The 26,828-nt window shown below is 44.3% G+C and carries 28 protein-coding genes; 10 read left to right on the top strand and 18 right to left on the bottom strand.

Features of this window, described 5'->3' with window-relative positions; translation table 11 throughout:
- Nucleotides 1-27: 27 nt before the first annotated feature.
- Both QWY16_RS16780 and QWY16_RS16785 read right to left on the bottom strand, forming a co-directional pair.
- On the bottom strand, nt 28-816 hold the full coding sequence (locus QWY16_RS16780; protein WP_300990371.1) for a cytochrome c oxidase assembly protein: 789 nt from the start codon (nt 814-816) through the stop codon (nt 28-30).
- Nucleotides 817-1,317, bottom strand: a complete 501-nt coding sequence (locus tag QWY16_RS16785; RefSeq protein WP_300990372.1) for a DUF2243 domain-containing protein — start codon at nt 1,315-1,317, stop codon at nt 817-819. It abuts the gene before it with no gap.
- A 210-nt stretch (nt 1,318-1,527) separates the two neighbouring features.
- Between QWY16_RS16785 and QWY16_RS16790 the strand changes: the two genes are divergently transcribed.
- Nucleotides 1,528-1,698 carry a Na-translocating system protein MpsC family protein gene (locus QWY16_RS16790; RefSeq protein WP_300990373.1) on the top strand — a complete coding sequence of 57 codons (171 nt, stop codon included), beginning with the start codon at nt 1,528-1,530 and terminating at the stop codon, nt 1,696-1,698.
- Between the two features lie 39 nt (nt 1,699-1,737).
- Nucleotides 1,738-2,136, top strand: coding sequence for a hypothetical protein (locus QWY16_RS16795; protein WP_300990374.1), 399 nt, complete (start codon nt 1,738-1,740; stop codon nt 2,134-2,136).
- A 918-nt stretch (nt 2,137-3,054) separates the two neighbouring features.
- On the opposite strand, the gene QWY16_RS16800 is transcribed toward QWY16_RS16795, so the two are convergent.
- The 3 genes from QWY16_RS16800 to QWY16_RS16810 all read right to left on the bottom strand — a co-directional run bounded on the left by QWY16_RS16800 (nt 3,055) and on the right by QWY16_RS16810 (nt 6,223).
- Nucleotides 3,055-3,261 carry a heavy-metal-associated domain-containing protein gene (locus QWY16_RS16800; RefSeq protein ID WP_300990375.1) on the bottom strand — a complete coding sequence of 69 codons (207 nt, stop codon included), beginning with the start codon at nt 3,259-3,261 and terminating at the stop codon, nt 3,055-3,057.
- Nucleotides 3,262-3,340: 79 nt separating this feature from the next.
- Nucleotides 3,341-5,449, bottom strand: coding sequence for a type IA DNA topoisomerase (locus QWY16_RS16805; RefSeq protein ID WP_300990376.1), 2,109 nt, complete (start codon nt 5,447-5,449; stop codon nt 3,341-3,343).
- A 93-nt stretch (nt 5,450-5,542) separates the two neighbouring features.
- Nucleotides 5,543-6,223 (bottom strand): hypothetical protein, encoded by a 681-nt coding sequence (locus tag QWY16_RS16810; protein ID WP_300990377.1) that lies wholly within the window; start codon nt 6,221-6,223, stop codon nt 5,543-5,545.
- Nucleotides 6,224-6,458: 235 nt separating this feature from the next.
- Between QWY16_RS16810 and QWY16_RS16815 the strand changes: the two genes are divergently transcribed.
- A complete protein-coding gene (locus QWY16_RS16815) occupies nt 6,459-7,151 on the top strand; it encodes an oxidoreductase (protein WP_367281323.1) in 693 nt (230 codons plus the stop codon).
- Between the two features lie 85 nt (nt 7,152-7,236).
- Here the strand turns inward: QWY16_RS16815 and QWY16_RS16820 are convergent, their stop codons facing one another.
- The 4 genes from QWY16_RS16820 to QWY16_RS16835 all read right to left on the bottom strand — a co-directional run bounded on the left by QWY16_RS16820 (nt 7,237) and on the right by QWY16_RS16835 (nt 11,514).
- On the bottom strand, nt 7,237-8,664 hold the full coding sequence (locus QWY16_RS16820) for a M20/M25/M40 family metallo-hydrolase (RefSeq protein ID WP_300990378.1): 1,428 nt from the start codon (nt 8,662-8,664) through the stop codon (nt 7,237-7,239).
- 73 nt (nt 8,665-8,737) lie between these two features.
- The gene (locus QWY16_RS16825; RefSeq protein WP_436837197.1) at nt 8,738-9,739 is read right to left on the bottom strand and encodes a M14 family zinc carboxypeptidase; all 1,002 of its coding nucleotides are present in this window, start codon (nt 9,737-9,739) and stop codon (nt 8,738-8,740) included.
- A 357-nt stretch (nt 9,740-10,096) separates the two neighbouring features.
- Nucleotides 10,097-10,546 carry an OsmC family protein gene (locus QWY16_RS16830; RefSeq protein WP_300990380.1) on the bottom strand — a complete coding sequence of 150 codons (450 nt, stop codon included), beginning with the start codon at nt 10,544-10,546 and terminating at the stop codon, nt 10,097-10,099.
- 29 nt (nt 10,547-10,575) lie between these two features.
- Nucleotides 10,576-11,514, bottom strand: coding sequence for a carbohydrate kinase family protein (locus QWY16_RS16835; RefSeq protein WP_300990381.1), 939 nt, complete (start codon nt 11,512-11,514; stop codon nt 10,576-10,578).
- Nucleotides 11,515-11,666: 152 nt separating this feature from the next.
- On the opposite strand from QWY16_RS16835, the gene QWY16_RS16840 reads away from it, so the two are divergent.
- Nucleotides 11,667-12,245: a GNAT family N-acetyltransferase gene (locus tag QWY16_RS16840; RefSeq protein ID WP_300990382.1), complete on the top strand. Its 579-nt coding sequence runs from the start codon at nt 11,667-11,669 to the stop codon at nt 12,243-12,245.
- A 46-nt stretch (nt 12,246-12,291) separates the two neighbouring features.
- On the opposite strand, the gene QWY16_RS16845 is transcribed toward QWY16_RS16840, so the two are convergent.
- Nucleotides 12,292-13,092 (bottom strand): carbon-nitrogen family hydrolase, encoded by an 801-nt coding sequence (locus QWY16_RS16845; protein ID WP_300990383.1) that lies wholly within the window; start codon nt 13,090-13,092, stop codon nt 12,292-12,294.
- 87 nt (nt 13,093-13,179) lie between these two features.
- Between QWY16_RS16845 and QWY16_RS16850 the strand changes: the two genes are divergently transcribed.
- The gene (locus tag QWY16_RS16850; RefSeq protein WP_300990384.1) at nt 13,180-14,343 is read left to right on the top strand and encodes a pyridoxal phosphate-dependent aminotransferase; all 1,164 of its coding nucleotides are present in this window, start codon (nt 13,180-13,182) and stop codon (nt 14,341-14,343) included.
- 674 nt (nt 14,344-15,017) lie between these two features.
- Here the strand turns inward: QWY16_RS16850 and QWY16_RS16855 are convergent.
- Both QWY16_RS16855 and lepB read right to left on the bottom strand, forming a co-directional pair.
- Nucleotides 15,018-17,378, bottom strand: coding sequence for a purple acid phosphatase family protein (locus QWY16_RS16855; RefSeq protein WP_300990385.1), 2,361 nt, complete (start codon nt 17,376-17,378; stop codon nt 15,018-15,020).
- Between the two features lie 467 nt (nt 17,379-17,845).
- Nucleotides 17,846-18,379: a signal peptidase I gene (gene lepB, locus QWY16_RS16860; RefSeq protein ID WP_436837151.1), complete on the bottom strand. Its 534-nt coding sequence runs from the start codon at nt 18,377-18,379 to the stop codon at nt 17,846-17,848.
- A 132-nt stretch (nt 18,380-18,511) separates the two neighbouring features.
- Between lepB and QWY16_RS16865 the strand changes: the two genes are divergently transcribed.
- From QWY16_RS16865 to QWY16_RS16875, 3 genes are read left to right on the top strand one after another with little or no spacing between them, the layout of a single operon-like run.
- Nucleotides 18,512-19,414, top strand: coding sequence for an acetamidase/formamidase family protein (locus tag QWY16_RS16865; RefSeq protein WP_436837152.1), 903 nt, complete (start codon nt 18,512-18,514; stop codon nt 19,412-19,414).
- 11 nt (nt 19,415-19,425) lie between these two features.
- A complete protein-coding gene (locus QWY16_RS16870) occupies nt 19,426-19,950 on the top strand; it encodes a GNAT family N-acetyltransferase (protein WP_300990388.1) in 525 nt (174 codons plus the stop codon).
- A gap of 49 nt (nt 19,951-19,999) precedes the next feature.
- Entirely contained in the window at nt 20,000-21,019 is a 1,020-nt protein-coding gene (locus QWY16_RS16875; protein ID WP_300990389.1) for an SEC-C metal-binding domain-containing protein, read from the top strand.
- A gap of 78 nt (nt 21,020-21,097) precedes the next feature.
- Here QWY16_RS16875 and QWY16_RS16880 read toward each other — a convergent pair whose 3' ends face one another.
- Both QWY16_RS16880 and QWY16_RS16885 read right to left on the bottom strand, forming a co-directional pair.
- Complete coding sequence (locus QWY16_RS16880; RefSeq protein WP_300990390.1) at nt 21,098-21,310, bottom strand: hypothetical protein; 213 nt, start codon at nt 21,308-21,310, stop codon at nt 21,098-21,100.
- A gap of 230 nt (nt 21,311-21,540) precedes the next feature.
- A complete protein-coding gene (locus QWY16_RS16885; protein WP_300990391.1) occupies nt 21,541-22,023 on the bottom strand; it encodes an acyl-CoA thioesterase in 483 nt (160 codons plus the stop codon).
- Between the two features lie 91 nt (nt 22,024-22,114).
- Here QWY16_RS16885 and QWY16_RS16890 point away from each other — a divergent pair, with 91 nt between their 5' ends.
- Nucleotides 22,115-22,927 (top strand): AAC(3) family N-acetyltransferase, encoded by an 813-nt coding sequence (locus tag QWY16_RS16890; protein WP_300990392.1) that lies wholly within the window; start codon nt 22,115-22,117, stop codon nt 22,925-22,927.
- Nucleotides 22,928-22,970: 43 nt separating this feature from the next.
- Here the strand turns inward: QWY16_RS16890 and QWY16_RS16895 are convergent, their stop codons facing one another.
- The 4 genes from QWY16_RS16895 to adh form a co-directional block, all read right to left on the bottom strand.
- Complete coding sequence (locus QWY16_RS16895) at nt 22,971-23,558, bottom strand: Fic/DOC family protein (protein ID WP_300990393.1); 588 nt, start codon at nt 23,556-23,558, stop codon at nt 22,971-22,973.
- The gene (locus QWY16_RS16900) at nt 23,551-23,745 is read right to left on the bottom strand and encodes a hypothetical protein (RefSeq protein ID WP_300990394.1); all 195 of its coding nucleotides are present in this window, start codon (nt 23,743-23,745) and stop codon (nt 23,551-23,553) included. Before QWY16_RS16900 ends, QWY16_RS16895 begins: the two co-directional genes overlap by 8 nt.
- Nucleotides 23,746-23,880: 135 nt before the next feature.
- Nucleotides 23,881-24,243 carry a DUF779 domain-containing protein gene (locus tag QWY16_RS16905; protein ID WP_300990395.1) on the bottom strand — a complete coding sequence of 121 codons (363 nt, stop codon included), beginning with the start codon at nt 24,241-24,243 and terminating at the stop codon, nt 23,881-23,883.
- 123 nt (nt 24,244-24,366) lie between these two features.
- The gene (gene adh, locus QWY16_RS16910) at nt 24,367-25,890 is read right to left on the bottom strand and encodes an aldehyde dehydrogenase (protein WP_300990396.1); all 1,524 of its coding nucleotides are present in this window, start codon (nt 25,888-25,890) and stop codon (nt 24,367-24,369) included.
- A 227-nt stretch (nt 25,891-26,117) separates the two neighbouring features.
- Here adh and rluF point away from each other — a divergent pair, with 227 nt between their 5' ends.
- On the top strand, nt 26,118-26,825 hold the full coding sequence (gene rluF, locus QWY16_RS16915; RefSeq protein ID WP_300990397.1) for a 23S rRNA pseudouridine(2604) synthase RluF: 708 nt from the start codon (nt 26,118-26,120) through the stop codon (nt 26,823-26,825).
- Nucleotides 26,826-26,828: the final 3 nt, after the last annotated feature.

The following is a 26,828-nucleotide window of genomic DNA, read 5'->3' on the forward strand; positions in this document are numbered from 1 at the left end:
GGATATTTTGACCTGAAGCACAGACTTCTATTTAAACCCGCCCTCCGGCACCGTTTGGCGCGGACGAGCGGAGATAAACCATTGATAACAAAACACGATAATCAGAACCGCATCAATGGCATCGCCGCCATAATACATCAGCATGCTACCAGCCTCTGCCTGGCTTTTTAAAACCGTTTCCGGCGGATCGGCATAAATCAGTTTTGCTAATAGCCCATGACCCGCAAGTGCTGTCACCAAAACAATCGCCCGATAAAGAAAGCCGACTCTATGTGCCACCGGATCAATATAAATGATGGAAGCAGTAAATAAATAACCAGCAGCAAAAAGATGAAAATGGACGAGCACGTACAACAGAAAATAGTCATGCATCAAGAAATACAAGTCCGTCGTATACAACACAAATAACCCACCTGTATTCAAGATTGCCGCTGTAATGGGATGGCCCATGAAATACACTAGCCTGCTCTTTAATATCCCCGCCACTTTTCTTGCCGATGCTACTGAAAGCGATCTTAAAAGAAGCGCTACCGGTGACGACAGCACCATCAACAACGGAGCCAGCATACCAATCAATAGATGATTGAACATATGCACAGTGAAATCGCTATGGGCACGGCTCGCTAATGGACCTATACATACGGCTCCAATAGCTAAAACACCCAAAATCCATAAGAAAATCCGGTACAGCGGCCACTTTCTATTTCTCTTCCCTGACACAACTGATGCGTTCATGTAAATCACAATAGCTGTCAGCATCAACAATGCTACCCCAAATTCTGCTGCGGTAACCTCCGAGTGCAGCCCGTGTTCCATTTAACTGCCTGTTCTTTCCGGAAGCTTGCGTGTTTTCCAGAGCAATATGCCGCCGATTATAAGCAGGATAAGTGCAATAATATTCCAAGCCACATCATATGGAAGTATATCAACGTTATAACGGATTTGATGCAGCCTCAGCAACTTATGCTGAATTGTCCCATCGTAGAGCTGGAAAGCACCGGTTCCGAAAAACAAGCCTCCCAGCCATCGCTTTAGCCAAAAAGCGTCCCTTCTTCTTAAGTCCGCAAACAAAAACAGCGATGCTATGGTGGCAAACCAGCTAAATGCATGAAACAAGCCATCCGAGACCAAACCGATATTGCTTGTTGATTGATCGTAAAAATGATGCCAATGCAAAAGCTGATGGAAGACCGTTTCATCAACAAAAGCGGCTAAACCAAGACCAAAGAGAACGCCGGACCACAAGTTGCGTGTTGAATATAGCTTGCGATTTTTGCCATTAACGTAAGCTTTCGCACCATCATTAGTCGCGACCATACGGACTGCCTCCTCTATGCCTTAATATCTTCTTCTTATTTGGATGTACTTATAATCTATTAGCATTGTTGGAAAATGATACCCGCATTTCTATCAATTAAAACCTCGCACCCATCGGAAGATTGAATTTTCCGTCCATTATTGTTGTATAGGCTTATACTTAAGGCAACTAGAATGGATTGCTAATTATTTGGTTTGGAGGAGATTATAATGCTGCATTCAAAATCGGTCCAAACGGAAATTGGTGGTTACATTTCCACATTATTGCGAATGCATTTCGGCAAAGGGCCGACTTCTGTATTTGTTACTATTAAATTTCCGTTCATTACGGCCCATATAAGAGGATTTTTAGAGCCTACTGAAAAGTGTCTGCTTAACTAAAATCAAAGACCACGCGTTTTGGAGACCAGGGATATGGTAATGAGTGAACTTACATCTGAAATCAAGCTGAATTTACGAGGAATTGGAGAATTTGATGTAAAAGAAATTTATGCGGATTGGCATCCCGAAAACCAATCAGGTTTGATTTTAGCGATTTTGCACGAGGACGCAGATTGCCAGGATTTTAAGTGGCCAGCTGAAATTGACCATGAAGCTTTTGATAAAGAAGTGAGAGAAATAAGCATAAAAGGACAAATGGAACCCGAGAAAACAGAATCTTATTGGTTAAACAATCGGACGATAGTGGTTGAACGTGCAGGGATTTTCGTTCAAATTGAAAAAGAACTGATCAAGAGCGGTTTTATGGAGCAATTAAAACTCGCAAAACGGCCATTGGAATACCGGTTGGCGAAAGAATCTAATTATGGAAGAAATTAAAAAGAGAAGTTCTGGAGACTTTTGTGGACTGGGATTTTAATGGAGATAAAGGGTATACGGTCTTAATTCTAGAAGCAATTGCCCCTTCACATTAATAAGCAACCCCCGCCTTAAAAGAAAGACGAGGGTTTTTGCTGTTTCACTTGATGTATTGTCGGGTTCCAAAATTAATACGATATAAGCTTTGCCGTCCCCGAAATTCCAGTCTAAAACCACTTCATGCATATTTCTATTTAAGATTGGCTGGAGATCCAGCTTTTTCAATATGGATAAAAATTCCTGATTGTCTGATTATGATAGTCCGGTTATTCAGCCAGGAAGTTTCTATCAAGCCCGAAACCTTTTGTGCTTTCTTAGTAAACCCTTTTATCGTTTGTTTGTACTCGAGCTGTTTAATTATCTGGCCATGCTAATATCCGCGTTCTGCTATTAACTCTTAGTAATCCATAATGGCCTCCTTTTCAATACGAAGTTAATCCATGGCGATCTGTATGGTTCGGCAAAATGGGCACTCTATATATTCTTTTTCCTCTTCAAGCCGCTCAATGTATGAAAAGGAATTTGCAAACTCTCTTTTCTCGACTGGTGTCTCCGTAAAGCCACAATGGTCTCCGGCATATTATCTTTGATGAATCTGCTTGCGCTTATGATCAATGAAATATTGCATAGAACCCAGCCCCTTTTCTAATAAAAGCCGAACAAAGCCGAAAAGAATCCGAGGGATTCTTTTCGGCTTTGTTAGCAGCTCTATTGTCTGAAACACGATACCAAATCATATATCAAATTAAATTACATACAATCAAAATTATTTACTTTAAAAAGCAATTATTCCTTATAAGTCGGAAACACTCTTGTTTTCCAAGTAAATTCATTTTACATTACTTTTCCAGCAGCGTAAAGAAACTTTGTTCCTGTTTCTTAAGCGATATGAAAGCCTTCCAACTGAATCCTTTTAATAATTTGATCTTCATCTATCTGGTTTTCATCGTAAGTGATTTTGAGTCCGCCTTCTTCGACGTCAACAAGTGCGCGTTCCACTTCGCTCATTTTCATTAATATACCTTCTAATGCTTGAATAGAATTTTCAGATGTCGCTTCTTTTACATTGACAGTCATTGTCGCCATTAAAAATCATCCTTTCAAATATCCAGTTCTCTAGTCTATACCCAAAAACCGGATAATTAAAAGGGATGATGCTCAGAAGTCAAAACTCCATCTTTAGTTTTCCTTCTTCAAGCACCAATTTCGCATTGAACTTTTTGCCATTTTTAGAGACAAACCCTTTAATCACAGGTGTTTTTCCTTTTGTGCACAAATACTCAATTTGTTTTGCGGTGAGCCGCTTTTTAAGAAAAGTTGCCGGAAACGACTGCTTGCAGCCGTTGGCATATTCCGTGCAGCTGTAAAATCCTTTGCGTGAAACAATCATGCCTTTTTTGCACCGTGGGCACAGCGCTATTTCATCTTTTGCATCCGGTGTGGCCATTTGTTCAGGCAAGCCATTTTTCTGCATCTGCGCTGGCACTTCGTCCAATAATTTACGGATGAATTTGCCGATTGTGTCAAGGAAAACTTCTGAAGACCCTTCGCCTTGGCCAATTTTTTTCAGATAAGTTTCCCATTTTGCTGTCATCGAGGGGCTTGACAATAAATTCCCTTCAATCGCCTGGCATAGAATACGTCCTTTATCAGTAATTGAGACGATGTTTTTATTTACTGTAATATATTCATGCCGCTTAATGGTCTCAATAATCCCACTGCGAGTCGCTTCCGTTCCCAGCCCTTCGATTTCCTTCAGGATTTCGGTGTCTTCCACATCGTCAACAAACTTTCCGCATGTTTTCATCATAGCAATCAGCTGGCCTTCAGTATACGGTTTCGGTGGAGTGGTCATGCCTTCTTTAATCGCAATATCGCCTTTTACCGGTTCCCGGTCCCGAAGTTCCGGAAGAGAGGGTTCCTGCTTTGCTTCTTTGGCAGGCGGAAACAGTTCTTTCCAGCCTTGTTCGAGATCGGTCTTGCCGGTCGTGAAGAAAGGCAGCCCCTGGACATCCGTCGTTACTTTCGTTTCGGCATAGCGATAGTCCCTATGGAACATAGCGAGTGCCGTGCGCAGCACTTCTTCGTAAAGATTGCGTTCATCCGGGGCAAGCCCTTCCAGTTTCCGTGCCGTCGGAATGGTTTTCGTCGGGATGATGGCGTAGTGCTCCTGCACTTTCGCACTGTCAACAAAGCGCTTTTTCGGCGCTTTTGACGCAATCGGAAATTCTGCCCCGATCAATTGCTGGTACTTCTCCACTTGCCCTGCCAGATAGCTGAATTCGCCTGGTGTAATGTGCTGGGCATCTGTTCGCGGATAGCTGACAAGTTTTTTCTCGTACAAACCCTGCATGACGGACAGCACTTTTGCCGGACTGTATTTCCACTTCCGGTTGGCAACGGCCTGCAATGTAGACAACGAATGCAATAAAGGCGGCGGTACACGCTTTTCCGTCGTTTTCAGCTGGACCACCACACCGTCCGCTTTTTTCAGGATTTCATGTTTGGCCAGCAACTCTTCCGCTTCTTTGCGCTCTTTCGCTTTGATCTTCGCTTTCCCTTTATATTTGCCTTTTTCGGCTTGAAATACGCCTTCAATTTCATAAAACGGTTCAGGCACAAATGCCTCAATTTCTTTTTCCCGCTGATAAATCAGAAATACTGTAGGAGTCTGGACTCGGCCAATGGCGAACACTTCACGTATCCCTTTTTCCTGGAGCAGCAAAGAGTAAAGCCTGGAGCCATTCATGCCGACCAGCCAATCACTGATCTGACGGGCTTTCGCCTCTTGATACAGCAATAAGTCCTGGCGATTATCACGCAATTCCTTAAAACCTTTGCGCACTTCATCCACTTCAAGCGAGTTGATCCATAACCGTTGGATTTTCTTGCCTTTAGCGCCTGTCTGATAATAGATGCTGTAAAATATATTAGATCCTTCCCGATCCACATCGCATGCGTTAATTACGGTATCGGTTTGGTGGATAAGTTTTTTAATAATGCCAAATTGCTGGGCTTTCCCTCGTGCTACTTGAAATTGATATTGCTCAGGCAGAATTGGCAAAGCATCAAGTTTCCACTTGCCCCATTTCGGGTCATAGGCCTTTGGCTCTTTCAATTCCACTAGATGGCCGATGCCCCAAGTAATGTAGGCACCTTCTGGAAATATCGGGTCCGGAGCCACTTCCATATAACCTTCGCGCTTCGTCGTCTTGAACGCTTCAGCATATGCTTTTGCCTGGCTTGGCTTTTCAGCCACTATAACTGGTTTCATATATTCCGTCCTTTCGCTCTTCCTTTCTCTATATTGTACCCTTTCACGCTGAAAAACATAGCTTTTTGATAGCTATCACGCTTGGTTATCCTTTTAATCTAATTCATCTACCAGCATGCCTGAAAACTTATTTTTTATCGCTTCTTTATCTCCAAAAATCATAATCCGGTCTCCAAGCTGCAATTTTTCCTCGAGCAATGATTTGCGTAAAATGATGTTTCCCCTTTTGATAAACAGCAAATGAATATCATCATCCCTCAAAATCAATTGTTCACATGCCTGGCCTGTATACTTGGAGTCTTCTCTTATTTCCACTTCTGCCACCATATCGTTTTCTTTCAAGGACAGCGCTGTTTTAAGCGGCCAATCTTCCAAATCGTATTCTTCATCCATCTCGTGTTCAAACTTATTGGTTAAGAAAGTTGAGATGACTTTATTTCTTAATAGCATCAAGACAGCGAAAAATATAATGATAACGATCACCAGCAGATTTGTGCGCACATCATTCGATAAGATAGAGGCAATTGATGAAATCATCACTGCGAGAGAGAAATACCCGAACAAAATAACAGCAGCACTAATCCTTCTTCGTATGGGATGATCGATGATCAATGAAGACTCGTCTGTAGTAAATCCCGTAGCAGTAAGCATTGAAATGACTTGATAACGGGCAATGGGTTTTTTAAGGCCGGTGGCTGCAAAAAGGACAACTGCAATTTCAATAACTAGCCACATAATGACAGAATATAATAGGATGAACAGGATTTCCGTCATATTAGTTCCTCCGTTCCCAGCATTAAAAATAATATTCCCTTTCCTGTAAATTTAAAATCCTCTGCACAAGGAAATCCGGAGTAGTATAATAAAAAAAAGTTTTACTATTTCTTTAAAATATTGCTATTCCCTGAACAGTTGCCAATGTGCTTTAATAGGATATCAAGGTTTTACGGAGATAACCCGGCTGCCTCAAAACCCGGGCCGTTGTATAGAAAAGGATGAGGAGCATACTATGACAATTGATAGCAAAACTGCTTTGCTCGCAGGAGCCAGCGGATTGGTCGGTACCGAATTATTGCATATACTGCTGGAAAGTCCGAAATATGAAGAAGTAAAGATTTTCGTCCGAAAACGAATGGAAATCAAACATCCAAAATTAGAGCAGGTATTGGTTGATTATAACCGGCTTGAAAATTATGAAGAATATTTTAATGTGAATAATATTTACTGTTGTCTAGGCACAACTATCAAAAAAGCCGGTTCACAAGAAGCTTTCAGGAAAGTGGACTATGAATATCCATTAAAGATGGCTGAGTTGGCAAAAAAGCACAACGCTGAAAATTTCCTGATCGTCTCAGCGCTAGGTGCCGATCCGCATTCAAAAGTCTTTTACAGCCGTACCAAAGGTGAAGTGGAAAAGCAGCTGAAAAACTTGGATTTGCATGCACTGCATATTTTCCAGCCTTCGCTTTTGCTGGGTGACCGGCAGGAATTTCGGCTTGGCGAAAAAATCGCCAGTTTTTTAGCTCCAGTGTTCAGTCCGCTGTTGTTTGGGAAGCTGAAGAAATATAAGCCTGTAAGCGCACGGCGTGTCGCTTATGCGATGTACCAGGTCGGCCAGACAGATTACAGCGGCCATTTCACTTATCCGTCCAACCGGATTTATGAAATCAGCCGCTCCAAAACAGCGCAACAAAAAAAATGACATCGGGGAATCCGATGTCATTTTTTTATTTCACTCCAGGTCCGATATTGTTAGCCAGTCCTGTTTAACACTCTTAGATGCCCAGTTATTTCTTCGCTGCTGGCACGTCTTTCCGGATGACGTCAAACAAGCCCGCGCCGATAATATCCAATGCTGATTGCATGCGTTCTTCAGAAATATTGTCTTCAATGGTATCTTCCGGCGTATGGTAAACTTTTTCAATATGGTAGACAAGCGGATCCCAGCTGTCTATTCCCATCCAGATGAACAGTGCTGCCGGAATGCCTGCATTATGGAAGGGCACGTGATCGCTTGATCCGAACTGTCCTGGCAATATATCCGAATTCCCAAGACGCGCTCCAGCTGCCACTGTGGAATCCGTCACAATGTTTTTGCTGCCATCAACCGTCATGGCATATAAATTTTTGGCCTGCTCGTATTTAGTAGCGACCATATCCGGATTGAATACTGCTTCTATGTTCTCTCTTTCAGGCTGTGATAATTGATCGACATAGTATCTGGCTCCAAGCAATCCTCTTTCTTCTGACCCGAATGCAATGAATTTCAATTCTTTGTCTGTATTATAGCCTTTGTATATACGTGCCAATTCCAGCATCAGTCCTACGCCAGAAGCATTGTCGTTAGCCCCGGGAGCACCTACTACACTGTCCATATGAGCAGTCAATAGAACTTCTTTGTTATCCGCTTTTTGGTTTTTCGCTTTTTTCGTGCCGATCACATTGACCGACTTCAAGTCCGTGTAACGGGCAGCAGTAAGTTCAAGCCGCACCGCTCCTTCTTCAAGCTGTTCTTTCAGCCACTCGCCCTGCACATATGCCGCCCCGTATACCGGAACGTCATAAGAAGCTGTTAAGCTCGGATTAAATGCAGATCCATAATTCCCCCGGCTTCCCACTACACTTTGAAGAATGACGCCCGCAGCACCGGCTTTGACTGCGTTATCGACTTGAGTGCGATAATTGGCGGTCGTAGATTCTCTGGTCAACAGAACGATTTTCCCTTTTGTTTCTGTAGGGAAATCAGATGGGCTGAGGCCCCCTTTAACATAAATCACATCTCCTGAAACAGCTTCAGCACTTATTTTGCCATTAGGTGCAGCACCCATTTCCCAGGCTGTTCCATCTTCAAAAGAAACGTCCGCAATGTATTGATCTGCTACCGGAAAATATTGATACTCCACATCGTAGCCATAACCCTTCAAGGTTCTGGCTACGTAATCTGCTGCCTGCTTTTCCGCTTCAAGCCCACCTGGCCTTGAACCGATTTCTTCCGACAAGTAGCGGACGTGCTCAATAGCCCGTTCAGCTTCTACCCGCTTCACTATTTTCTGATCTTGAGCCGCATTATTTGCAGCCGAAACACTGCCTGCTTCTGCCACAGGAATGGCAAATGGCGAAGCGCTAAACACCAATGCTCCTGCTAACGCATAGCTTAAAATGGATTTTTTTATTTTAGCGGGCTGGCTGTCATTCTTGAATAAAAATTTCTTCATTATTTTCTAACACTCCTTTAGAAATTTTATAGTTGTACGGAAAAAGCAATGCATAAAATTCAGGTTCCTGTTTTTATTCTTCGGACGAGCGTGTGGTTTGCGTGGCAAGTGTATCCCAGAATGAAATATCAGCGTCTGCAATGGAACCGTCCGCTATTGCGCGCACTGCAGCATCAAGTGTCGTAATGGTCTGCTTAATCAGGTAGCCATTGCTTTTCTGCCCAAGGACATACGGTTCGTATTCATGGTCGGACATACCTCTCATTTCAAATAACAGCGTTGAAATGCCATATTCTACAGCAATTCCGTTGCGGCTGATGGTTTCTGCATCGCCTCCGCTGTATTTGGCGATATGGCCCCATCCTGTAGGGTCAACGGCATTAAAGACTACGGCGCCAAGCTGTTTGGATTTCAGTAAAACGTCCGGATCAACATTGGGAGTAGTCGGATAAAGAATAGATCCCGACACAAGCTTGCCGTCCCGCTCACTCTCTGTGCCCTGATGATGAAGGTCAATCATGTAATCAATATCGTATTTGCGCATCACGTTATTATGGAGCGCCTGGGTTTCCGGCTGTATTTTGTTGACGTGGTCGCGGTTCAAATCCACTTCACGGGCATTATAGCGCGTTAAATGGCGGTCTCCGCTGGCCACATAATCCTCCAAAGAAAAATCGACATCTCCCATCGCTCCGTCTGCGTTGAGCATTGGCACAATCAGGATATTGACCCCGTCTGTAATCCCTTTCATTTTCCCTGTCCCTAAATGCTTGATAAATTCAAGAGCACCTTCCGTAGTCAGCTGTTCGTTGCCATGCTGCTGGGTCAAAAACAGGATGGTGGGATTTTCAGGATCCGTCAAATATTTCACCAAATATAGATCTCGCCCTTTAACGCTTTGGCCGATTACTTCCAGTTCCATATTCTTTTGCTTTCCTTCCTGTTTCTTTAAGAAATTTACCATTTCATCATACGTGTGCAAAATTGATGTGTTGATGGTTTCGTTGCCGCCATATCCTGGTCCATTGCCAACAGCTTCTGCCGTAGGGGCTGTAAACGGTGAAGCACTCAGCATTAACGCCCCGGCAACTGAAAATGCCACCAGCTTCTTCCTTGCACGATTCTGTTTCCCATCCTTCTGTTTTGTGAATCCGTTGACCATTCATCCACCACTCCCTCTGGTTTTATAAAAATTTTCCGGTTCTGGATGCGCGCAAAAGAAATGAACAAGCTGTCCCTCAGAAAGTTTCGCATCCCTAAGGGTTATTCATTTCAAGCTTTGTAAAATCCTTCTAAAAAATCCAAAACAGGAATATAGTTTTGTAATATTCTATTTATTAGGGTCTTTAGGACTAATTGAATCAATGAAGCAACCCATCTAAAAACCATCCGCCTCTGAAATTCAGAGGCGGATGGTTTAAGTAACTGGTTATTATTGGGCAATAGATATATCTGCCTGCAATTCAATCTCTACATTGCCTTTAATTGCCCGGCTAATCATGCAGGATGACTCTGCTTTTTCAGCAAGTTTCCGAGCGAGGGAAAAATCTTTTTCCGATGCTTCTTTGTCCAGTACCAGTTTTGGTCGATGGATGATCTTTTGATACGTAAAAACGCCGTTCGTAACGTCCACGATGCCTTCAGATTCCATCGTCAGGGATTCCTTGTTCAGCTTGCTGCGCTCCAACATAGCCGCTAGCGTAATGATGTAGCAGGTCGCTGCAGCTCCCAGCAGCATTTCATCGGGATTCGTCCCGACTCCGGGTCCGTCCATTTCCGGCGGAATCGAAATTTCGGTTTTTAAGTTGCCTGCTTCGATTTCTCCCACATCATTGCGAAGCCCCGGCCATTGCGCTGTTAAATGAAAACTGTGTTTTGCCAATTTCCTCTCCCCTTTACTATTTATGCTTATTAAGACAACTCTTCTAATTCACCCAGCTTCGGCATCGCCGTAAGCGCTCCGGGTTTAGTGGTGCAAAGTGCCCCTAATTTATTGGCGAATAAGGTGCAATCAATCACTTCCGCCCTTGTTTTAGGCATCCCGTTCAAATGGATATAGCGGAGGGTCCCCGCTACAAAGGCATCTCCCGCCCCGGTTGTATCCACCGGTTGGACCGGAATGACCGGCACGTGGAAATCCTCTCCTTCAAACAAGGCATGCGTCCCGTTTTCTCCATCCGTCAACAACACCAGCGGTATGTTGAATTTTGACAGCTGCTTTATCCCTTCTTTAACAGAATCAGTTTCCATTAAAAAAATCAATTCATCTGTTGTCAATTTCAATATATCAACATTTGCCAGAAATTTAAAAACAGTGTCCCGGCATTGCTCTTCGCTTTCCCATCTAAGCGGACGGATATTGACATCGAAGGAACAAAGCACTCCCTGTTCTTTTGCAAGCCGGACTGCTTCAACCGTGGTCTTCAAGGCTTCCGGATGGAACATTGTGCCCGTACACATATGAAATATACTTGCATTCTTGAATGCTTCGCCTTTCAAATCATGTGCTGCTACTTGAAGATCGGGCGTCTCATTTTCGTAATTGGCAAATATGCGATCATATTCTGGAGTAAAGTGGACATAAACACCGCTCACCCTTTTTTCCGGCACAATAATGGAATAGCTTAAATCGACTCCTTCTTTTTCAAGTTCTCCACGAACGAATGCAGAAGTATCATCATCTCCGGTAATGGTGATGAACTTGGAAGGCAGGCCAAGCCGGCTGACACCAGCAGCCACATTGACGGTTGCCCCTCCCAAATGCCTGTTAAATGAATCATTTTTAGTGTCTAATGCAATATAATCGACAAAAGCATCTCCATAAGTAAGGATGTGCTTTGGGTTTATCATAAAATTGCCTCCTGGTTTTAACGCTCAGCAGCGCTAGGTATTTAATCAGCAAATGATAGTTTCTTCACTTTGATTAAGCTTATGCATTTCATTTACTTCTTCCATTATTTCAGGCACTGTTATAATTAAGCAAATAAAAGGAGTGATATTGCATGAACCTTACGATACGTCAGGCTACGCCTGAAGATGCAGAAGCTGTAGCTCCGCTGATCATCAATGCGATCGGCGATATCGCAGCCCATATGACAGCTGAATCTGAGCCGGAAGCCATTTTGCATAAAGTCGAGGCAATGATCCGCGGCTGCAATACCCGGCACAGCCATCTTTTCACTTGGGTCGCCGAAATGGGTGAAGCCGTTGCAGGAACACTGGTACTTTATCCTGGCAGTAAAGCACAGGCACTCGATCAATACCTGATTGACCTGCTCGAAGCCGAAGGCCATCACCGGACGATTGAACCGGAAGCCCATCTTGATGAATGGTATATCGATACAGTTTCTGTATCCCCTCAATTCCAAGGGCAGAAAATCGGAACCAGACTGCTTTCTTATGCAGACCTTTTAGTTCTGAAGGCCGGTGGAGGAAAACTGTCCCTTAATGTTGACGTTGAAAAGGAAGGAGCTATTCGCTTGTATGAGCGGCTGGGCTTTGCTATTTCCGAACCCTGGACCATTATTGGCGAGCCATTCCACCATATGGTTAAGAAAGTAAGCGCCACTGCTTTGATATAATAAAACAACTGCCGCCTCCGTTTTTTCCCGGGGCGGCAGTTGTTTTTTATTGTTTCTTTGATGGCTGAAAGCTGCTGTATAGCGCTTCACGGCGATCTGTAAATACCGGAATGCGCTTGCGCACTTCTTCCACTTCATCCAGATCAATGTCCGCGTAGCCGATGCCTTCTTGCATTGCCATATCCAAACGGAGTTCTCCCCATGGGGCAATAACCATTGAACTTCCGCCAAAAGCATTTTTCGGATCGCTGCCGACACGATTGACGGCGACAATAAAGCACTGGTTTTCAATTGCCCGGGCTTGCAATAAGATTTTCCAGTGATCAATACGGGCTTCTGGCCATTCAGCAGGAACGAAAATGACCTTAGCTCCGTTTAATGCCTGGGCACGGATCCACTCAGGGAAACGGATGTCATAACAAATCACCCCGCCGCAAGTCACGCCTTCCAATTCAAAAGTGCCAAGCCCATTGCCTTCTTCCAAATGAATATGTTCATCCATCAGCCCGAAACGGTGGGCTTTATCGTATTCAGATACCAGTTCTCCGTCTTTATTCACCACAAACATCGTATTATAAAAACCGCTGTCTTTTATGATTGAAACAGACCCACCGACAATATTAACCTGATTGGCTTTCGCAAATTCCTTCAGAAAGTTGACTGTGCGGTTCGAGCCGTCCGCCAGTGTTTCCAATTTTGTCAAAGCATAGCCAGTATTCCACATTTCTGGCAGTACGATTGTATCTGCCCCTTTTCTGGAAGCTTCTGCCAAGTACGCTGAAACTTGGTTAAAGTTGGCTTCCGGTTCCCCAAATACAATATCCATCTGAACACAAGCAATTCTCATATTTTTCTCCTCCAGTAGACAATCCTACTTAAACTCTATAAGATTTGGAGTAGAAGTGCAATTATTTAGAAAATGAGGGACGCAATCATGGAATTTTCAAATCGATTACAACAATTGCCGCCACAGTTCTTCTCGAAGCTTGCGGCGAAAACAAGCGATGCATTGGCAGAAGGCCGTGACATTATCAATCTCGGACAAGGAAATCCTGATCAGCCAACGCCGTTACATATCATCAAAGCAATGCAGGAAGCAGTAGCGGACCCGAAAAATCATAAGTACTCGCCTTTTCGCGGCATTTCGGAAATGCGCCAAGCAGCTGCTGAATTCTATAAACGCGAATATGATGTTGATATCGACCCAAATACGGAAGTTGCAGTGCTTGCCGGCACAAAAATCGGCTTAGTTGAGCTGCCGCTCGCTTTTCTAAACCCCGGCGATTTGATGCTTCTTCCTGATCCCGGATATCCTGATTATTTATCCGGTGCTCCTTTAGCGGAAGCCCAGTTTGAAACGTTCCCTCTTAAAGCGGAAAATGGTTTTTTGCCAGACTTTGCAGAAATGCCCGAATCGGCCAAAGAACAGGCGAAACTCATCTATTTAAACTACCCGAACAACCCGACAGGCGCTGTCGCCAATCCAAGCTTTTTCGATGATACGGTAGCTTTCGCGAAAGAAAACAATATTGCAGTCATTCATGACTTTGCTTACGGAGCTGTTGGATTTGACGGGATAAAACCGCCAAGTTTTCTGCAGTCCGAAGGCGCGAAAGAAGTAGGTGTCGAAATGTACACCTTGTCGAAGACATACAATATGGCCGGATGGCGCATCGGTTTTGCAGTAGGCAATCCGAAAATTATCGAAGCGCTGAACCTGATACAGGATCATCTTTTTGCCGGTCTTTCTCCAGCCCTCCAGCTGGCAGCGGCAGAAGCACTGACAGGCGATCAGCAATGCGTCACCAGCCTGGTCGATACTTACGAAAAACGCCGGACTGTCCTTAAGAGAGAGTGTGAGCGCATAGGCTGGAAGATTGATGCCCCGAAAGGCTCTTTCTTTGCTTGGCTGCCTGTTCCTAAAGGCTTTACCAGTATCGAGTTTGCGGATTATCTATTGGAACACGCCAATATTTCAACAGCTGCTGGCAGCGGCTTTGGAGAAAGCGGCGAAGGTTATATCCGTGTCGGCCTATTGGTGGATGAAGCACGCATTGCAGAAGCTATTGCACGGATCGAGAAATTGAATTTGTTTTGATGCCGGCTCTGTTCAACAGTATTAGAAAAAAGTATATTTATCATGCTAACGGAATAAACATCCCTCTTTTATTGGCGCAATGCCGGATCCTGGAGCAGGCTGGAATCCCAAGCGTCCTCGAGGAGCAATTGCTGCAGTTGAAGCCGTGTTTTGACATCATCGCCTTAATTCAAAAGTGAAGCCCAACCGGGCCGGCCACGAAGACTCCTGTGGGAGCAGCGAAGCGACTCGAGCTGAAGACCCCGCAGGAAGCGAATTGTGCTTGCACGATTCGTTTGCGACGAAGCTAGCGCAGCGGCGGTTTTTTCTGCACCGAAGCTAGCGCAGCGATGCAGGTGCAATGCAGGAGCACCGGGTTTTCTAAGTGACGAGGAGGCTGAAGCCGAGCCCACGGAAAGCGAAGTGGCCGGCCCGGTTGGTTTTATTCAACCATATTCATCAGCCTTTGACTTTGTCTACAGTCTAAAAAAGCTCAGCCTATAATCGGCCGAGCTTTTTTATTTCAGTCAACTATTTACGCCTTTTAAATGCCGCCGTTTGCAGTTGAAAAGATGAAAGATTCCTCTTTCCTCCATAAAAAACGCCCAACAAATCACATTCATTTGTCGGGCGTTTCAGCTCGCTTCTGTTATCCAGCTTCTTCAAGCAAGGTACCAGTGACCGTAAGGGTTCGATTATTCGTTTTTAGATTTTATTGCCGTTATTAATTCCATATCCCAATACAGATCAGAACTTTGGGCATCGTCTTGGTGCACTTCTGCTGCCAGGACATTTCGTCCCTCCACCAGATGATCCAATTGGTTTTCATCCAACCGAATTCTTTCCACTTTGCCTTCTTCAGACAGATTTTTATCAGCTACATCATATAAATAATCGTCAAAGGAGATATCGCCTTCAGGCAAATTGAAGCGCCCGATTTCCTGTCCGTTCAAGTAAAGGATTACACTGTCATCCACAGTAAAATCGATAAAGCCTAAATCCCCAATCGAATCTAAATCTTCCACTTCAAACTCGGTTCGGAAATAAGAGGTAGCGAATTTATCGGATTCTTTGGATCCATAGCCTATTTCCGTTTCAATTTTTCCAAATCGTTCATGTTCTTCATCTTCCGGATAACCTAAAGGAGCGTTTCCAGTGTCCCAGTCGCTGTCATCAAATTCTGGTTCTTTCCATTCCGTTCCTTGGTCAGAACCGTCATCGAGATAAGACCATTCACTGTTTTTTTCAATGAACTGCTGTTCTTCCTGATCAACGATGGAAAGAGTGGTTTCTTCCGTTTTGAACGTCTCTCCTTCAATTGCCACTTCTGCCCAAACCTTGACTTCTCCTAGTTCTGCATTTTCAGCCAGAGAAACCTTGCCATCAGCTGCGAAAGAGACTTGCCCTTCCCGGTCTGCTTTGTATTCGATTTGTTCCGGAAGGATATCATACTGCGCCCCTTCCACATTTGTCCCTTTCACTTTCAGCACTACTTCCGGGTAAAGGGAAATGGGTTTAACAGGCAATACATTACCGGTAACTTCCAGCTCTACTTTCTCCAGCGCTGGAACCACTACGGGAATTGCAGGGTCCTTTATGATTTTATAGGAATCCACTGCCTCCATCGTATCGGCGCGGTAAGTAGTGAACTCCAGGCTCGTTGCAGTAACCGCCACGTTCGTAAATGTGGTTGTTTCCAGCTGGTTCCTTACCGCTGCATACGGCTCAGGGTCGGGTTCGATTGCGTAATATTTACTGCCGCTCGATGAATTGGCTGTAAAATAAACCGTTCCTTCCGGATTCACGACACTGCCATTTTGAACCATGTGATTTTTCAGTGGCTGCAGCGCCTTCATCTGATAGGTGCGGACATAGCTATGGTCATGTCCCATCAATACAGCATCAATATCCAGCTCATCTATTGCCGGCACCAAACTTTCCCGCAATTTGATAACCTTTTCTGCATCAGAATGAGCGGCTGCACTGTAAATGGAATGATGGAATACGACAAACTTCCATTTGAAGTCCCGGTCAGCAGTTGCTTCGATTGTTTCATTCATAAACTGAATATGTTCTTCTGCTTTGTCATTGTTCGAATTTAAATTCATAATCAATGTGTCACCGTAAGTGAAATAATAATCTCCACCGGAGTTGTCATAATTCCCTAATTCAGGGTTCTGGTTTGGCACATTAAAATGGTATTCGTAATATTTATTGTAGTCATGGTTCCCAATGGTGGTGGCAGTCGGGTATTGCCGCAGGGCTTCAGGAGCAAAATAAGCAACAAATTCTTTTTCTGAGCTTCTGTAATCCACTTGGTCCCCCGCTGATTGAATAAAACTGGCATCCGGGAATTTTTCAATTGCTTTGTTCAATGTATTCTCCCAGCCTTGTCTGTCTTCCGCCACATCACCGGAAGCACCGATTTGCGGGTCACCCATTAACAGGAAATTATATGCATCTGCATTGCGTGTTTTGAAACTGTACATTTCCGACCATTTCCCTTTGCCGTCACCCAGCCTGTAAACGTACTCGGAGGCCTGTTCAATGCCGGTGATTGTCGCTTCATGAGCAGCAAAACCAAATGATGCCTTGTCCAATGCAGCGGCTGCAACTTCAGCCTTTTCCGGAAATTCTGCAGGCACTCCTTCTGTAATTTTGGCGTATTGAATGACACCGGGAAAGTTGGTCTTTGGGGAGTACCAGGAAAAATTAAAGCTGGTTTCATCCGCTCCAGGCGCAAATGCTATTGCTATTGCAGGATAAACGTCTGGATTGTTGTAATGGGCCAGAAATTCTTTGTCCCAGATTTTCAATGAACTATACATTTTATCCTGATAAGTGCGCTTTTGTTCATCCACCAGTTTTCCGGCAAGGCCATACGTATTCATTACCGTGTCCTTCCGTAAATCTTGGCCGCTTACAGTGCTGATTGCTTTCGCTTCAGCCGCTCCATTTGCTGCTGCCGTACCGGTATTTGCACTCAAAGGAGAAAATGCTATAAAAAGCCCAATGGCCGCTAGAGATAAGTTCTTCCACGTTTTCGAGTTTCCCATTGAATGAGCCATCATTATCACTCCCATACCTAATTCCTATTGTTTTGAAGCTTAAGATGCACCATACATCTTTTTCCCATGCAAGCTGTATAGAATTTCAGCTTCCTAAATCTTAAAAAGATTTCTGATTTTTCTTATTATACAGGAAAAACAGCAAAAAGAAAGCTGTAAATAGGTTCCATGTACTACAATTTTTTTGACAAAACATGACAAAAGGGATGCTCTCAATCTATAGAGACAGAAATATTCAGCAGCATAAAAATAAGAAGCCCGGAATTATTCCGGGCTTCTTATTTTTATACTGCCTTGTTTCCTGCTTAGCTGTCCGCTTTACCTGCAAACGATTCCAGCCGAAGTATTTTTAATCCGTTTCTCACTGGAATTTCAAGCTCAATATATTTTGTTCCTATCAAGAATCGCTGCCTAAACTTTTAATTTCCAATCCGGTTCCAAATAGGCCGCTTCCCTTATTTGACGATGCCGATGTTCTCTACCGGCGACAAGCGGAACTTCACTTCCCCAATGACCGCTTCTTCTAAAATAAAACCAATCATCCGGGAATCGACGCTGTTTAACCGATTGTCCCCTAAAACAAAATAACAGTCCCCAGGCACTATAAATTCTCCAAAATCGGCTGTCAGTTCCGGATAGCCATTTTCTTTTGCCCATTTCCGGTTTTCTTCGAGGTAAGGTTCGGCAACCCGCTTTCCATTCAAGTACAATTGATCATCTTTCATCTCCACCCGGTCTCCCGGAATGCCAATCACGCGTTTGATGTAATTTTTCTGATCGGGTGCTACAAAAACAATCATATCGAAATTGTCAATCCGGCTGATTTTACTCAAGACTACTTTATCGTCTTCTTCAAAAGTCGGCATCATGGATTGCCCATGCACCGAAACCGGTTCAAACAAAAATTGGCGGGATACCAGAACAATGGCGGCAGTAAGAATAATAATTTTCATCCAATTAATAAGGCCATTCAATGCTTCTTCATCCACAGGCATCCCCCTCTTGCTATTTTTTCTCCATTCAATCTTACTACAGTGCCCGCCTGCTTGCACTTTGACTTTTGCTATTCCTTTATGGTCTTGCTACAATTATGTAAATATTCCGAAAAGGAGATGGAACTTTTGAAAACTTTGCCCGCTAAAGAGGTCATCTACAGTTTCTCCACCTTAAATCCGCCTGTGCTGCATATCCGTCCAGGGGATACTGTGGCAATTGAAACCTATGATTGCTTTAAAAACCAGATCCAGTCCGCCGATCAGGAAGTCGCTGCAATCGATTGGAATGAAATCAATCCTGCAACCGGACCGATTTTTATTGAAGGAGCGGAATATGGGGACCTTTTGAAAGTGACGATTGATGAATTGGAAATCGGCACTCAAGGAGTTATGGTAACTGGACCGGAACTTGGTGTGATGGGTCACCGGCTCGAGCAAATGGAATCGAAGATTATTCCGATCAAAGACGGCAAAGCGATATTCAATGAACGCCTCCATCTGCCTTTGAATCCCATGATTGGCGTAATCGGAGTAGCCCCTGAAGGAAAACCTGTATCATGTGGTACCCCCGGGCCGCATGGAGGCAATATGGATACAAAACTCATTACGAAAGGCGCGACGCTGTACTTTCCTGTCTTTACAGAAGGCGCTCTTTTTGCCTTAGGCGATTTTCATGCGGCGATGGGAGACGGAGAAGTCAGCGTTTCCGGAATTGAAGTTCCTGGGCGTGCCACCGTAACCTTTGATGTCATCAAAGGAAAGCATTCCAAATTCCCGATTCTTCAAAACAGTGATGGATTCGCCATGCTTGTTTCGGCAATGACTCTTGATGAAGCGGTGAAGACGGCTGTCGAAGAAACAATTGACTTGCTGCTTCCTTATACCGACATGAGTGTCAGTGAAATTACCATGCTGATGAGCGTAGCTGGTGAAACTCAAATCAGCCAAGTGGTGGATCCGCTTGTCACTGTCCGCTTTTTCGTGCCCCAGCATGTGCTGGATTCTTTGGACATTCAATTATTCAGTTGAAGGAGGCCATTATGTTTAAAGGAGAAAAAGTTTGTTTAACGGCAATGCGTGCTGAAGATTTACCCGACTATCGAAAATGGAACGGCGAAGCGGGATTCGGCCGAAATTACAATTCCAGCCCGATCCGTGAAATTTCCGAGAAGCAGGCAAACGACTGGTTCCAGGAAAATACGGAGCGGGATTTTCGCTTTGCCATCCGTCCGGTCGGGCTCGATACCTTCATGGGCGTCTGCGCCATTGAAGATATTGAGTGGCCACATAGGGTCGGCTGGTTGTCCATTGCGCTTGGCCCTGATTTCCAAGGCCATGGATACGGCACAGAAGCCATGGCTATACTGATGAATTACGCCTGGAATGAATTGAACTTGCATCGGCTGCAGCTCACTGTTTTTGATTATAATCAGCCTGCAATCGCCATGTATGAGCGATTGGGTTTTCAAAAAGAAGGGGTTTATCGGGAATTTTTACAGCGTGACGGAAAGCGGCATGACATGTTTTTATACGGCAAATTGACGTCAGAATCGTCCGACTTTTGAGCGAAACGCCATTCTGTGTTACACTCAAGAAAAAATGTAGGTGATAAGAATGGTAGGAAGAAATGATCCGTGCCCATGCGGCAGCGGCAAGAAATACAAAAAGTGTCACGGAAAACAACAATCCGTTTCCATTAATGACTTAGTGAATGACGAACTTTTCAAAGTTCGCCAGCAATTCTTTTCAGAAAACCCGAACCAGGAACAACTGCCGGATTTCCGTCAGCTTCAACAGGAATGGCAGCCTCAGTTAATGGAATCGATGGCAGAAAATGATGCGCAAGCATTTGTCATTGAAAACTTTTTGTTTATGAAAAAACCGGAATTGTGGCAGAATTTCTTAGTGAAGCATATTGAGCTTGCTCAACGCCCAACTACTAAAGAAGTTCTTGAAAATTGGAAGAACGTCCGGGTTTTCCTGGGACAATTCATCAAAGGCAATGAGGCATCCGCTCAGTTTAAAGATGCTTTCACCGGCGATATTTACGAAATGACTGACCAGCCTCCGACTGACATGCAGGATGGCCAAGGCTTATTGGCAATTTTGCTTCCCGATTCCCGCATTGGAGAAAAAGGCGCATTGTTCTTGAACGGCTACTTGACCGTAGTCGGCGATTTCAATCCATTCTTTGAGCAATTGAAAGCCAAGATGGAAGCTGAAAAAGCTGCAGATGGCAACCAATATGTGCATGAGCATTATCTGGAAGTCGTTGAACAAATTGTGAAATATTCAACCGGTACCGTAGAAGAAAGCATTGAGCTTTCACCGGAACACGGTTCGGTTATGGCTGAGCTTAGCAAACACATCGAGCAAGCTGATTTTGATGATGAAACTGTAGACAACGTGACCAGCATCATGAACAGCTACCTGGTCAGCCAGCAGCCAACTGTCCAAAAACCGGAAGCACTTGTTGCAGGTTATTGGCGCTTCCTGCAGGACCATGAATTGATCAAAGGGCCAATGCTTGCTCCAAAAGACTTGAGCGAAAAGTTCAATGTTTCATCGAGCACTATCTTGAAACGTTCAAAAGAATTCGGTTCTTATTTCGAAGAACTGCTAGCTAAAAATTAAACCAAGAAAAAAGAGCAGCCGCGGCTGCTCTTTTTCTTTTCATTTCAATAGAGAATGTCTCTACTGCATGACATCCTTCTACTCTCCTTTTCTTCTCCGGAACCGAATCAGTATATAAACCAGGATTCCAGTTACGGCCAAAAATAAATACAGCCGCAAAAAACGGATGGCCATCCACTCGCTTTCTGAAAATCCCAAACCATAATTAAAGAGAACCAAAACCGATAAAATAATTCCTGCGGCAAAGAAAAGCAAGGAAATCCCTTTTATAAAATTAAGAAAAACTTCCATCGTCTCAACTCCTTTATTACAGAAACACCCAAAATTTAATCAACAGGCATTTATTGAAAAATAAAAATTTAATAGCAGTTTATGCACAAAATCAAAAAGTTATCCTTCTTTTCTGTGGACTACTAGTGAAAAAGATGTTTATTCACATGTGGATAACTTTTCTGACTTCTTTTTATCCACAGGTTAACATTTTTATCTTCTCTCAAAACCTTGAATACCTCATCCTTTTTTTAAGTCGTACGAGGAGTTTTCACTCTCATTTTCCGATGCTCCCGCCGTGCTAGTGCTGAGTTGAAAAACAGTTTCTCTCCCTCAGATTCTGGAATCACTCCAGGAACCGGCACCGGTTTTCCATTATCGCCCATGGCCACCATTGTCAAAAATGATTCAGTAGTCAATTTTTCTTCACCGGTCTGCAGATTTTGAGATTTTACCCGGACGTAGACTTCCATCGATGTGCGTCCTGTAGAAGTCACATTTGCTTCCAATTCCAGCACTTCCCCGACATGGGCTGAGGATAAGAAGTCGACAGAATCGATAGAAGCCGTGACCACGACATGGCGGCGTGAATGTTTCATGGCTGCGATGCCTGCTATTTCATCTATATACGCCAGTACCTTTCCGCCAAAAATCGAATTCATGTGATTCGTATCCGGCGGCAGCACCAATTTCGTCTGGATTGTTCTGGATTCTTTCATTGGCTTTGCTTCCATTTTCAACACTCCTTTCAATTAATGCTAACTTGTGAAAAGGAAAACGGCAAGCTTTGCTGCTATGGTATATTTACATCAAGGGGGCGTAAAGATGACTGAATTTCTGCATATTTTAAACACACCGGAATTCCAATCAAAAGAAACCTTAAAACAGCAACTCAAAACATTGGGCATAACAGCCGGAGACTCTCTTATGGTCCATTCATCGCTAAAATCGATGGGATGGATAGCTGGAGGCGCTCAGGCCGTTGCAGAAGCCTTAATAGAGACCATAACGGCTAAAGGCACCCTGATTATGCCTTCACAGTCTACAGACAACTCTGATCCTGTTTACTGGATGAATCCGCCCATACCTGAAAACTGGCATCAGCCATTCCGTGAAAATTCGCCGGCTTATGATCCCCATCTAACTGAACTCCGGGGAATGGGAAAAATTGCGGAATGTTTTCATCGCTATCCTGATACCATTCGCAGCCCTCATCCCTCTCATTCATTTATGGCTTTAGGAAAACGAGCAGCCGAATGGATGAGCGAACAGCCAATCGACGATTCGTTCGGAAAAAGCTCACCGCTTGGTAAAATGATGAAAGCGGATGTGAAGATTCTCTTTATTGGTACTGGTTTTGATTCGTGTACGGCTTTGCATTACGCTGAATTTGTCCAGGAAACGCGGACCACTTCTCCGCAAGGCGCCGCAATGATGATTGATGGAAAACGCGTCTGGCAGACTTACGACTGTATAGACATGGACTCTGACCGTTTTCCGGAACTGGCAAAAGACTATCCAGGCGAAATTATTGCCGGCACCCTCGGACAAGCGGAAGTGAAGCTGGTCGAAATGCGGCCGCTCGTCGAGTTTGGCATCGAATGGCTTCAGAACCATCCGGCACCGGTTGAAAAATAGCATTAAGAAAAGCCGATCCCATTAATGAAGGGACCGGCTTTTCTTAAGAGATAATTTCATCCAGTAAATTTTCGAGCCTGTTATTATTAGCGTTAAATGAGTCCACGAAGGCATTAATGATTTCAGCAGGTCCCGGGATCTTTTCCCAGTCCAGCTGATAGCCTGCATTAATAGCCAGCTGTCTGGCAAATTCCCGGACGGTGCGCCCATTGCCTTCCCGAAAAGGATGAAGCGCATTTAATTCCGCTAAAAAATATGCGAGCCGCTGAATGAATCTTTCGCGCGGTAAATCTTTTAAATAGTCTTCAGCAGCCAGCTCTGCAAAAATCTTATGAAGTTCAGGCTCGATAAACTTCGGATGGGCAAAAGAGGAAGTTCCTTTTGAAATCATCTCTTTCCGCAACTCCCCTGCAAAGGGATACACATCCTGAAGAATGTATTGATGTATCGCCAAAAAAGCTTCCATATCCACAGGATTTGCAGGCTTATTAATTTTCAGCTCAGAAAGACGGAAAAGCGTATAGACTTTCTCCAGCTCTTTCAATTTCTCATCATCCATCAAGTTAAAATGGTTGATCAATACGTCCGAATCCGGATAGCAGTACATCGAAGAGTGCTGATATTTAGACATTGTATTTCGTCTTAATGGCCCGGTGGAATTGCGCTTCCGTCTGTTCACCAGTCAAGACCGACCGAACAAAATTCCGATCCTCATTTGTCACGTTGAACCCTTCAGTGGCGAGAGAATGTGACGCATAGGAAATGGCACGGTTAGCTTGTTCATGGGTAACCCGGTTCACTAATTTCGTCAAAATCATTACCACCTTTCATTCTTTTATTATAGCATTTTCCCCCCTCTCTTTCCATTGTGAACCCAGGATTCAAACGTTTTTCAAGCTAAAAAATCCTATAAAAAAATAAGAAAAACCGGGTGTTTCAACACCCGGTTTTTCTTATACCTGCTGCTGTAATTCTTTTGTTTCTTCAGGAGTAAATGCCCTCGATCTTGTCAAAAACCGCTTGCCTTCCACTCCTTCAAGAGAAAACATGCCACCCCGTCCTGCGACTACATCAATCATCAGCTGCGTATGGCTCCAGTAGTCAAACTGGTTTTTATGCATATAGAATTTGCTGCCGCCGATTTCACCGAGCAGCACATCCTGATCACCGATGAACAAATCACCTTCTGGGTAACACATAGGTGAACTGCCATCACAGCAGCCTCCTGACTGATGGAACATGACTGGCCCATGCTGTTGTTTCAGCAATTCTATCAGTTCCAGCGCTGCCTCAGTTGCCGTTACACGTTCGACCATAGGTATCCCTTCTTTCCTGGTAAAGAGAAACTTAATCTGCAGGGGTTTCATCCTGCAGATTATTAGTTGATCCATTCGGGCTTTTACGGTCAGTTGATTTTCTTACTGACCGTTAAAGCGGAGTCAAAAGAATCCTTGTTTGTTGTCACTGTAGCTGACAAGCATATTCTTTGTCTGCTGGTAGTGGTCCAGCATCATTTTATGGTTCTCACGGCCGACGCCCGACATTTTGTAACCGCCGAATGCAGCATGAGCCGGATATTGATGGTAGCAGTTTGTCCAGATGCGACCTGCCTGAATGCCGCGGCCAAAACGATAAGCGGTATTCGTGTCGCGTGTCCAGATGCCCGCTCCTAATCCATACAAGGTGTCATTAGCGATTTCAAGTGCTTCTTCTTTTGTTTTAAACGTTGTCACTGATACGACCGGCCCAAAAATTTCTTCCTGGAAAATCCTCATTTTGTTGTCGCCTTTGAAAACAGTTGGCTTGATGTAATAGCCTTCTGCCAAATCGCCTTCTAAAATGTTGCGGTCACCGCCGATCAATACTTCAGCGCCTTCCTGCTTTCCGATATCCAGATACGACATGATTTTTTCCATCTGTTCTTGTGAAGCCTGGGCACCCATCATTGTTTCAGGATCAAGCGGATTGCCGATTTTGATAGCTGCTACCCGTTTCAAGGCCCGCTCCATAAACTCTTCATATATATCTTCCTGGATCAGCACACGTGAAGGACACGTACAAACTTCACCTTGGTTCAAAGCGAACATAACGAAACCTTCGATTGCTTTATCAAGGAATGCATCATCCTGGTCCATAATATCTTTAAAGAAAATATTCGGTGATTTCCCACCCAGTTCCAATGTAACCGGAATCAGGTTCTGGGAAGCGTATTGCATGATCATACGGCCCGTCGTTGTTTCGCCTGTAAAAGCTATTTTGCTGATGCGCGGGCTCGAAGCAAGCGGTTTTCCAGCTTCCAAGCCGAATCCGTTTACAATATTCAATACGCCCGGCGGCAATAGATCTCCAACCAGCTCTGCCCAGACCAAAATACTGGCAGGTGTCTGCTCAGCCGGTTTCAACACAATACAGTTGCCCGCTGCCAAAGCCGGCGCCATTTTCCAAGTCGCCATAAGAAGCGGGAAGTTCCAAGGAATGATCTGCCCGACCACACCAAGCGGTTCGTGGAAATGATAAGCAACCGTGTCTTCGTCGATTTGGCTGATGGAACCTTCCTGTGCTCGGATGACTCCTGCAAAATAACGGAAATGATCAATCGCCAATGGCAAATCGGCATTCAGTGTTTCACGGACCGCTTTTCCGTTGTCCCATGTTTCTGCAACAGCCAGCATCTCCAAATTCTGTTCCATCCGGTCTGCAATTTGGAGCAGGATATTCGAACGTTCCGTGGTGGAAGTCTTGCCCCATGCTATTTTCGCCGCATGCGCCGCGTCGAGTGCCGCTTCTACATCTTCCGCTGTTGAACGGGCGATTTCCGTGAATTTTTTTCCGTTTACCGGTGATACATTGTCAAAATACTGGCCTTTTGCCGGCGCCCGCCACTCACCATTTATATAATTTTCATATCTCTCTTTAAATCTGCTTTTTGCGCCTTCCGTGTTTGGAGCTGAATACAATACCATTCTGTTTCCTCCCTTATCTTTTTTCGCCTCTATGTATCCGCTTACATTATCCATGTCCAGCAGACCATTCCAAGAGACAGCTTCCCTTCTATATTGTCAAACTAATCTAAAAATTGCAACCCTTTTATTGTAAATTCTCTTCTCTTGCCTATCCTCCGTTTTGTTTAAGGTTTTATCAGGGTATAATAGGATATATCAATGAAATATACATTCGAAGGGATTTTTTTATGAGAATCAATAAGTTTTTAAGTGAAACAGGCATTACTTCAAGACGCGGTGCGGATAAATTTATAGAAGACGGACGGGTGACCATCAACGGCGAAAGGGCTGAACTTGGAAGCAAAGTGCAGCCTGGCGATGAAGTGCGGGTAGATGGCAATATCATTGAACAGCCGAAGCAGCAATACGTTTATATAGCACTCAATAAGCCCGTAGGCATCACCAGTACGACAGAACGCCATATTGAAGGGAATATTGTCGATTTTGTTAACCATCCGCTTCGCATATTCCATGTCGGCCGGCTGGACAAAGATTCGGAAGGGTTGATTTTATTGACGAATGATGGAGATATCGTCAACGAAATTCTGCGTGCAGAAAACGAACATGAGAAAGAGTACATCGTCAAAGTGGATATGCCGGTAACCGAATCTTTCCTTAAGAAAATGTCGGAAGGAGTAGAGATTCTTGATACGACGACGCTCCCTACGACAACCGAAAAATTATCCAAATACTCTTTCCGCATTATTTTGCGCCAAGGGCTGAACCGCCAAATCCGCCGCATGTGCAGCGCTTTGGGATACGAAGTACGCGGCTTAAAACGGATCCGTATCATGAACATTCAACTTGGAGATCTGTCCGTCGGGGAGTGGCGGGATTTGACCGATAAAGAACGGAACGAATTATTCGCTCAACTGGACTATAAACCGAAACGATAGGAG

The sequence above is a fragment of the Planococcus shenhongbingii genome, assembly GCF_030413635.1.
GTDB lineage: Bacteria > Bacillota > Bacilli > Bacillales_A > Planococcaceae > Planococcus > Planococcus shenhongbingii.

Coding starts and splice junctions, on each gene's coding strand:
- QWY16_RS16815 (WP_367281323.1), top strand. CDS start 6,459: ATGACAATTGATAGCAAAACTGCTTTGCTCGCAGGAGCCAGCGGATTG.
- QWY16_RS16785 (WP_300990372.1), bottom strand. CDS start 1,317: ATGGTCGCGACTAATGATGGTGCGAAAGCTTACGTTAATGGCAAAAAT.
- QWY16_RS16885 (WP_300990391.1), bottom strand. CDS start 22,023: ATGGAAGCAAAGCCAATGAAAGAATCCAGAACAATCCAGACGAAATTG.
- QWY16_RS16840 (WP_300990382.1), top strand. CDS start 11,667: ATGAACCTTACGATACGTCAGGCTACGCCTGAAGATGCAGAAGCTGTA.
- QWY16_RS16900 (WP_300990394.1), bottom strand. CDS start 23,745: ATGATTTTGACGAAATTAGTGAACCGGGTTACCCATGAACAAGCTAAC.
- QWY16_RS16895 (WP_300990393.1), bottom strand. CDS start 23,558: ATGTCTAAATATCAGCACTCTTCGATGTACTGCTATCCGGATTCGGAC.
- QWY16_RS16875 (WP_300990389.1), top strand. CDS start 20,000: ATGGTAGGAAGAAATGATCCGTGCCCATGCGGCAGCGGCAAGAAATAC.
- QWY16_RS16805 (WP_300990376.1), bottom strand. CDS start 5,449: ATGAAACCAGTTATAGTGGCTGAAAAGCCAAGCCAGGCAAAAGCATAT.
- QWY16_RS16810 (WP_300990377.1), bottom strand. CDS start 6,223: ATGACGGAAATCCTGTTCATCCTATTATATTCTGTCATTATGTGGCTA.
- QWY16_RS16845 (WP_300990383.1), bottom strand. CDS start 13,092: ATGAGAATTGCTTGTGTTCAGATGGATATTGTATTTGGGGAACCGGAA.
- QWY16_RS16855 (WP_300990385.1), bottom strand. CDS start 17,378: ATGGGAAACTCGAAAACGTGGAAGAACTTATCTCTAGCGGCCATTGGG.
- QWY16_RS16890 (WP_300990392.1), top strand. CDS start 22,115: ATGACTGAATTTCTGCATATTTTAAACACACCGGAATTCCAATCAAAA.
- QWY16_RS16835 (WP_300990381.1), bottom strand. CDS start 11,514: ATGATAAACCCAAAGCACATCCTTACTTATGGAGATGCTTTTGTCGAT.
- QWY16_RS16850 (WP_300990384.1), top strand. CDS start 13,180: ATGGAATTTTCAAATCGATTACAACAATTGCCGCCACAGTTCTTCTCG.
- QWY16_RS16795 (WP_300990374.1), top strand. CDS start 1,738: ATGAGTGAACTTACATCTGAAATCAAGCTGAATTTACGAGGAATTGGA.
- QWY16_RS16790 (WP_300990373.1), top strand. CDS start 1,528: ATGCTGCATTCAAAATCGGTCCAAACGGAAATTGGTGGTTACATTTCC.
- QWY16_RS16820 (WP_300990378.1), bottom strand. CDS start 8,664: ATGAAGAAATTTTTATTCAAGAATGACAGCCAGCCCGCTAAAATAAAA.
- QWY16_RS16905 (WP_300990395.1), bottom strand. CDS start 24,243: ATGGTCGAACGTGTAACGGCAACTGAGGCAGCGCTGGAACTGATAGAA.
- adh (WP_300990396.1), bottom strand. CDS start 25,890: ATGGTATTGTATTCAGCTCCAAACACGGAAGGCGCAAAAAGCAGATTT.
- QWY16_RS16800 (WP_300990375.1), bottom strand. CDS start 3,261: ATGGCGACAATGACTGTCAATGTAAAAGAAGCGACATCTGAAAATTCT.
- QWY16_RS16870 (WP_300990388.1), top strand. CDS start 19,426: ATGTTTAAAGGAGAAAAAGTTTGTTTAACGGCAATGCGTGCTGAAGAT.
- QWY16_RS16880 (WP_300990390.1), bottom strand. CDS start 21,310: ATGGAAGTTTTTCTTAATTTTATAAAAGGGATTTCCTTGCTTTTCTTT.
- QWY16_RS16780 (WP_300990371.1), bottom strand. CDS start 816: ATGGAACACGGGCTGCACTCGGAGGTTACCGCAGCAGAATTTGGGGTA.
- rluF (WP_300990397.1), top strand. CDS start 26,118: ATGAGAATCAATAAGTTTTTAAGTGAAACAGGCATTACTTCAAGACGC.
- QWY16_RS16825 (WP_436837197.1), bottom strand. CDS start 9,739: ATGCTGAGTGCTTCACCGTTTACAGCCCCTACGGCAGAAGCTGTTGGC.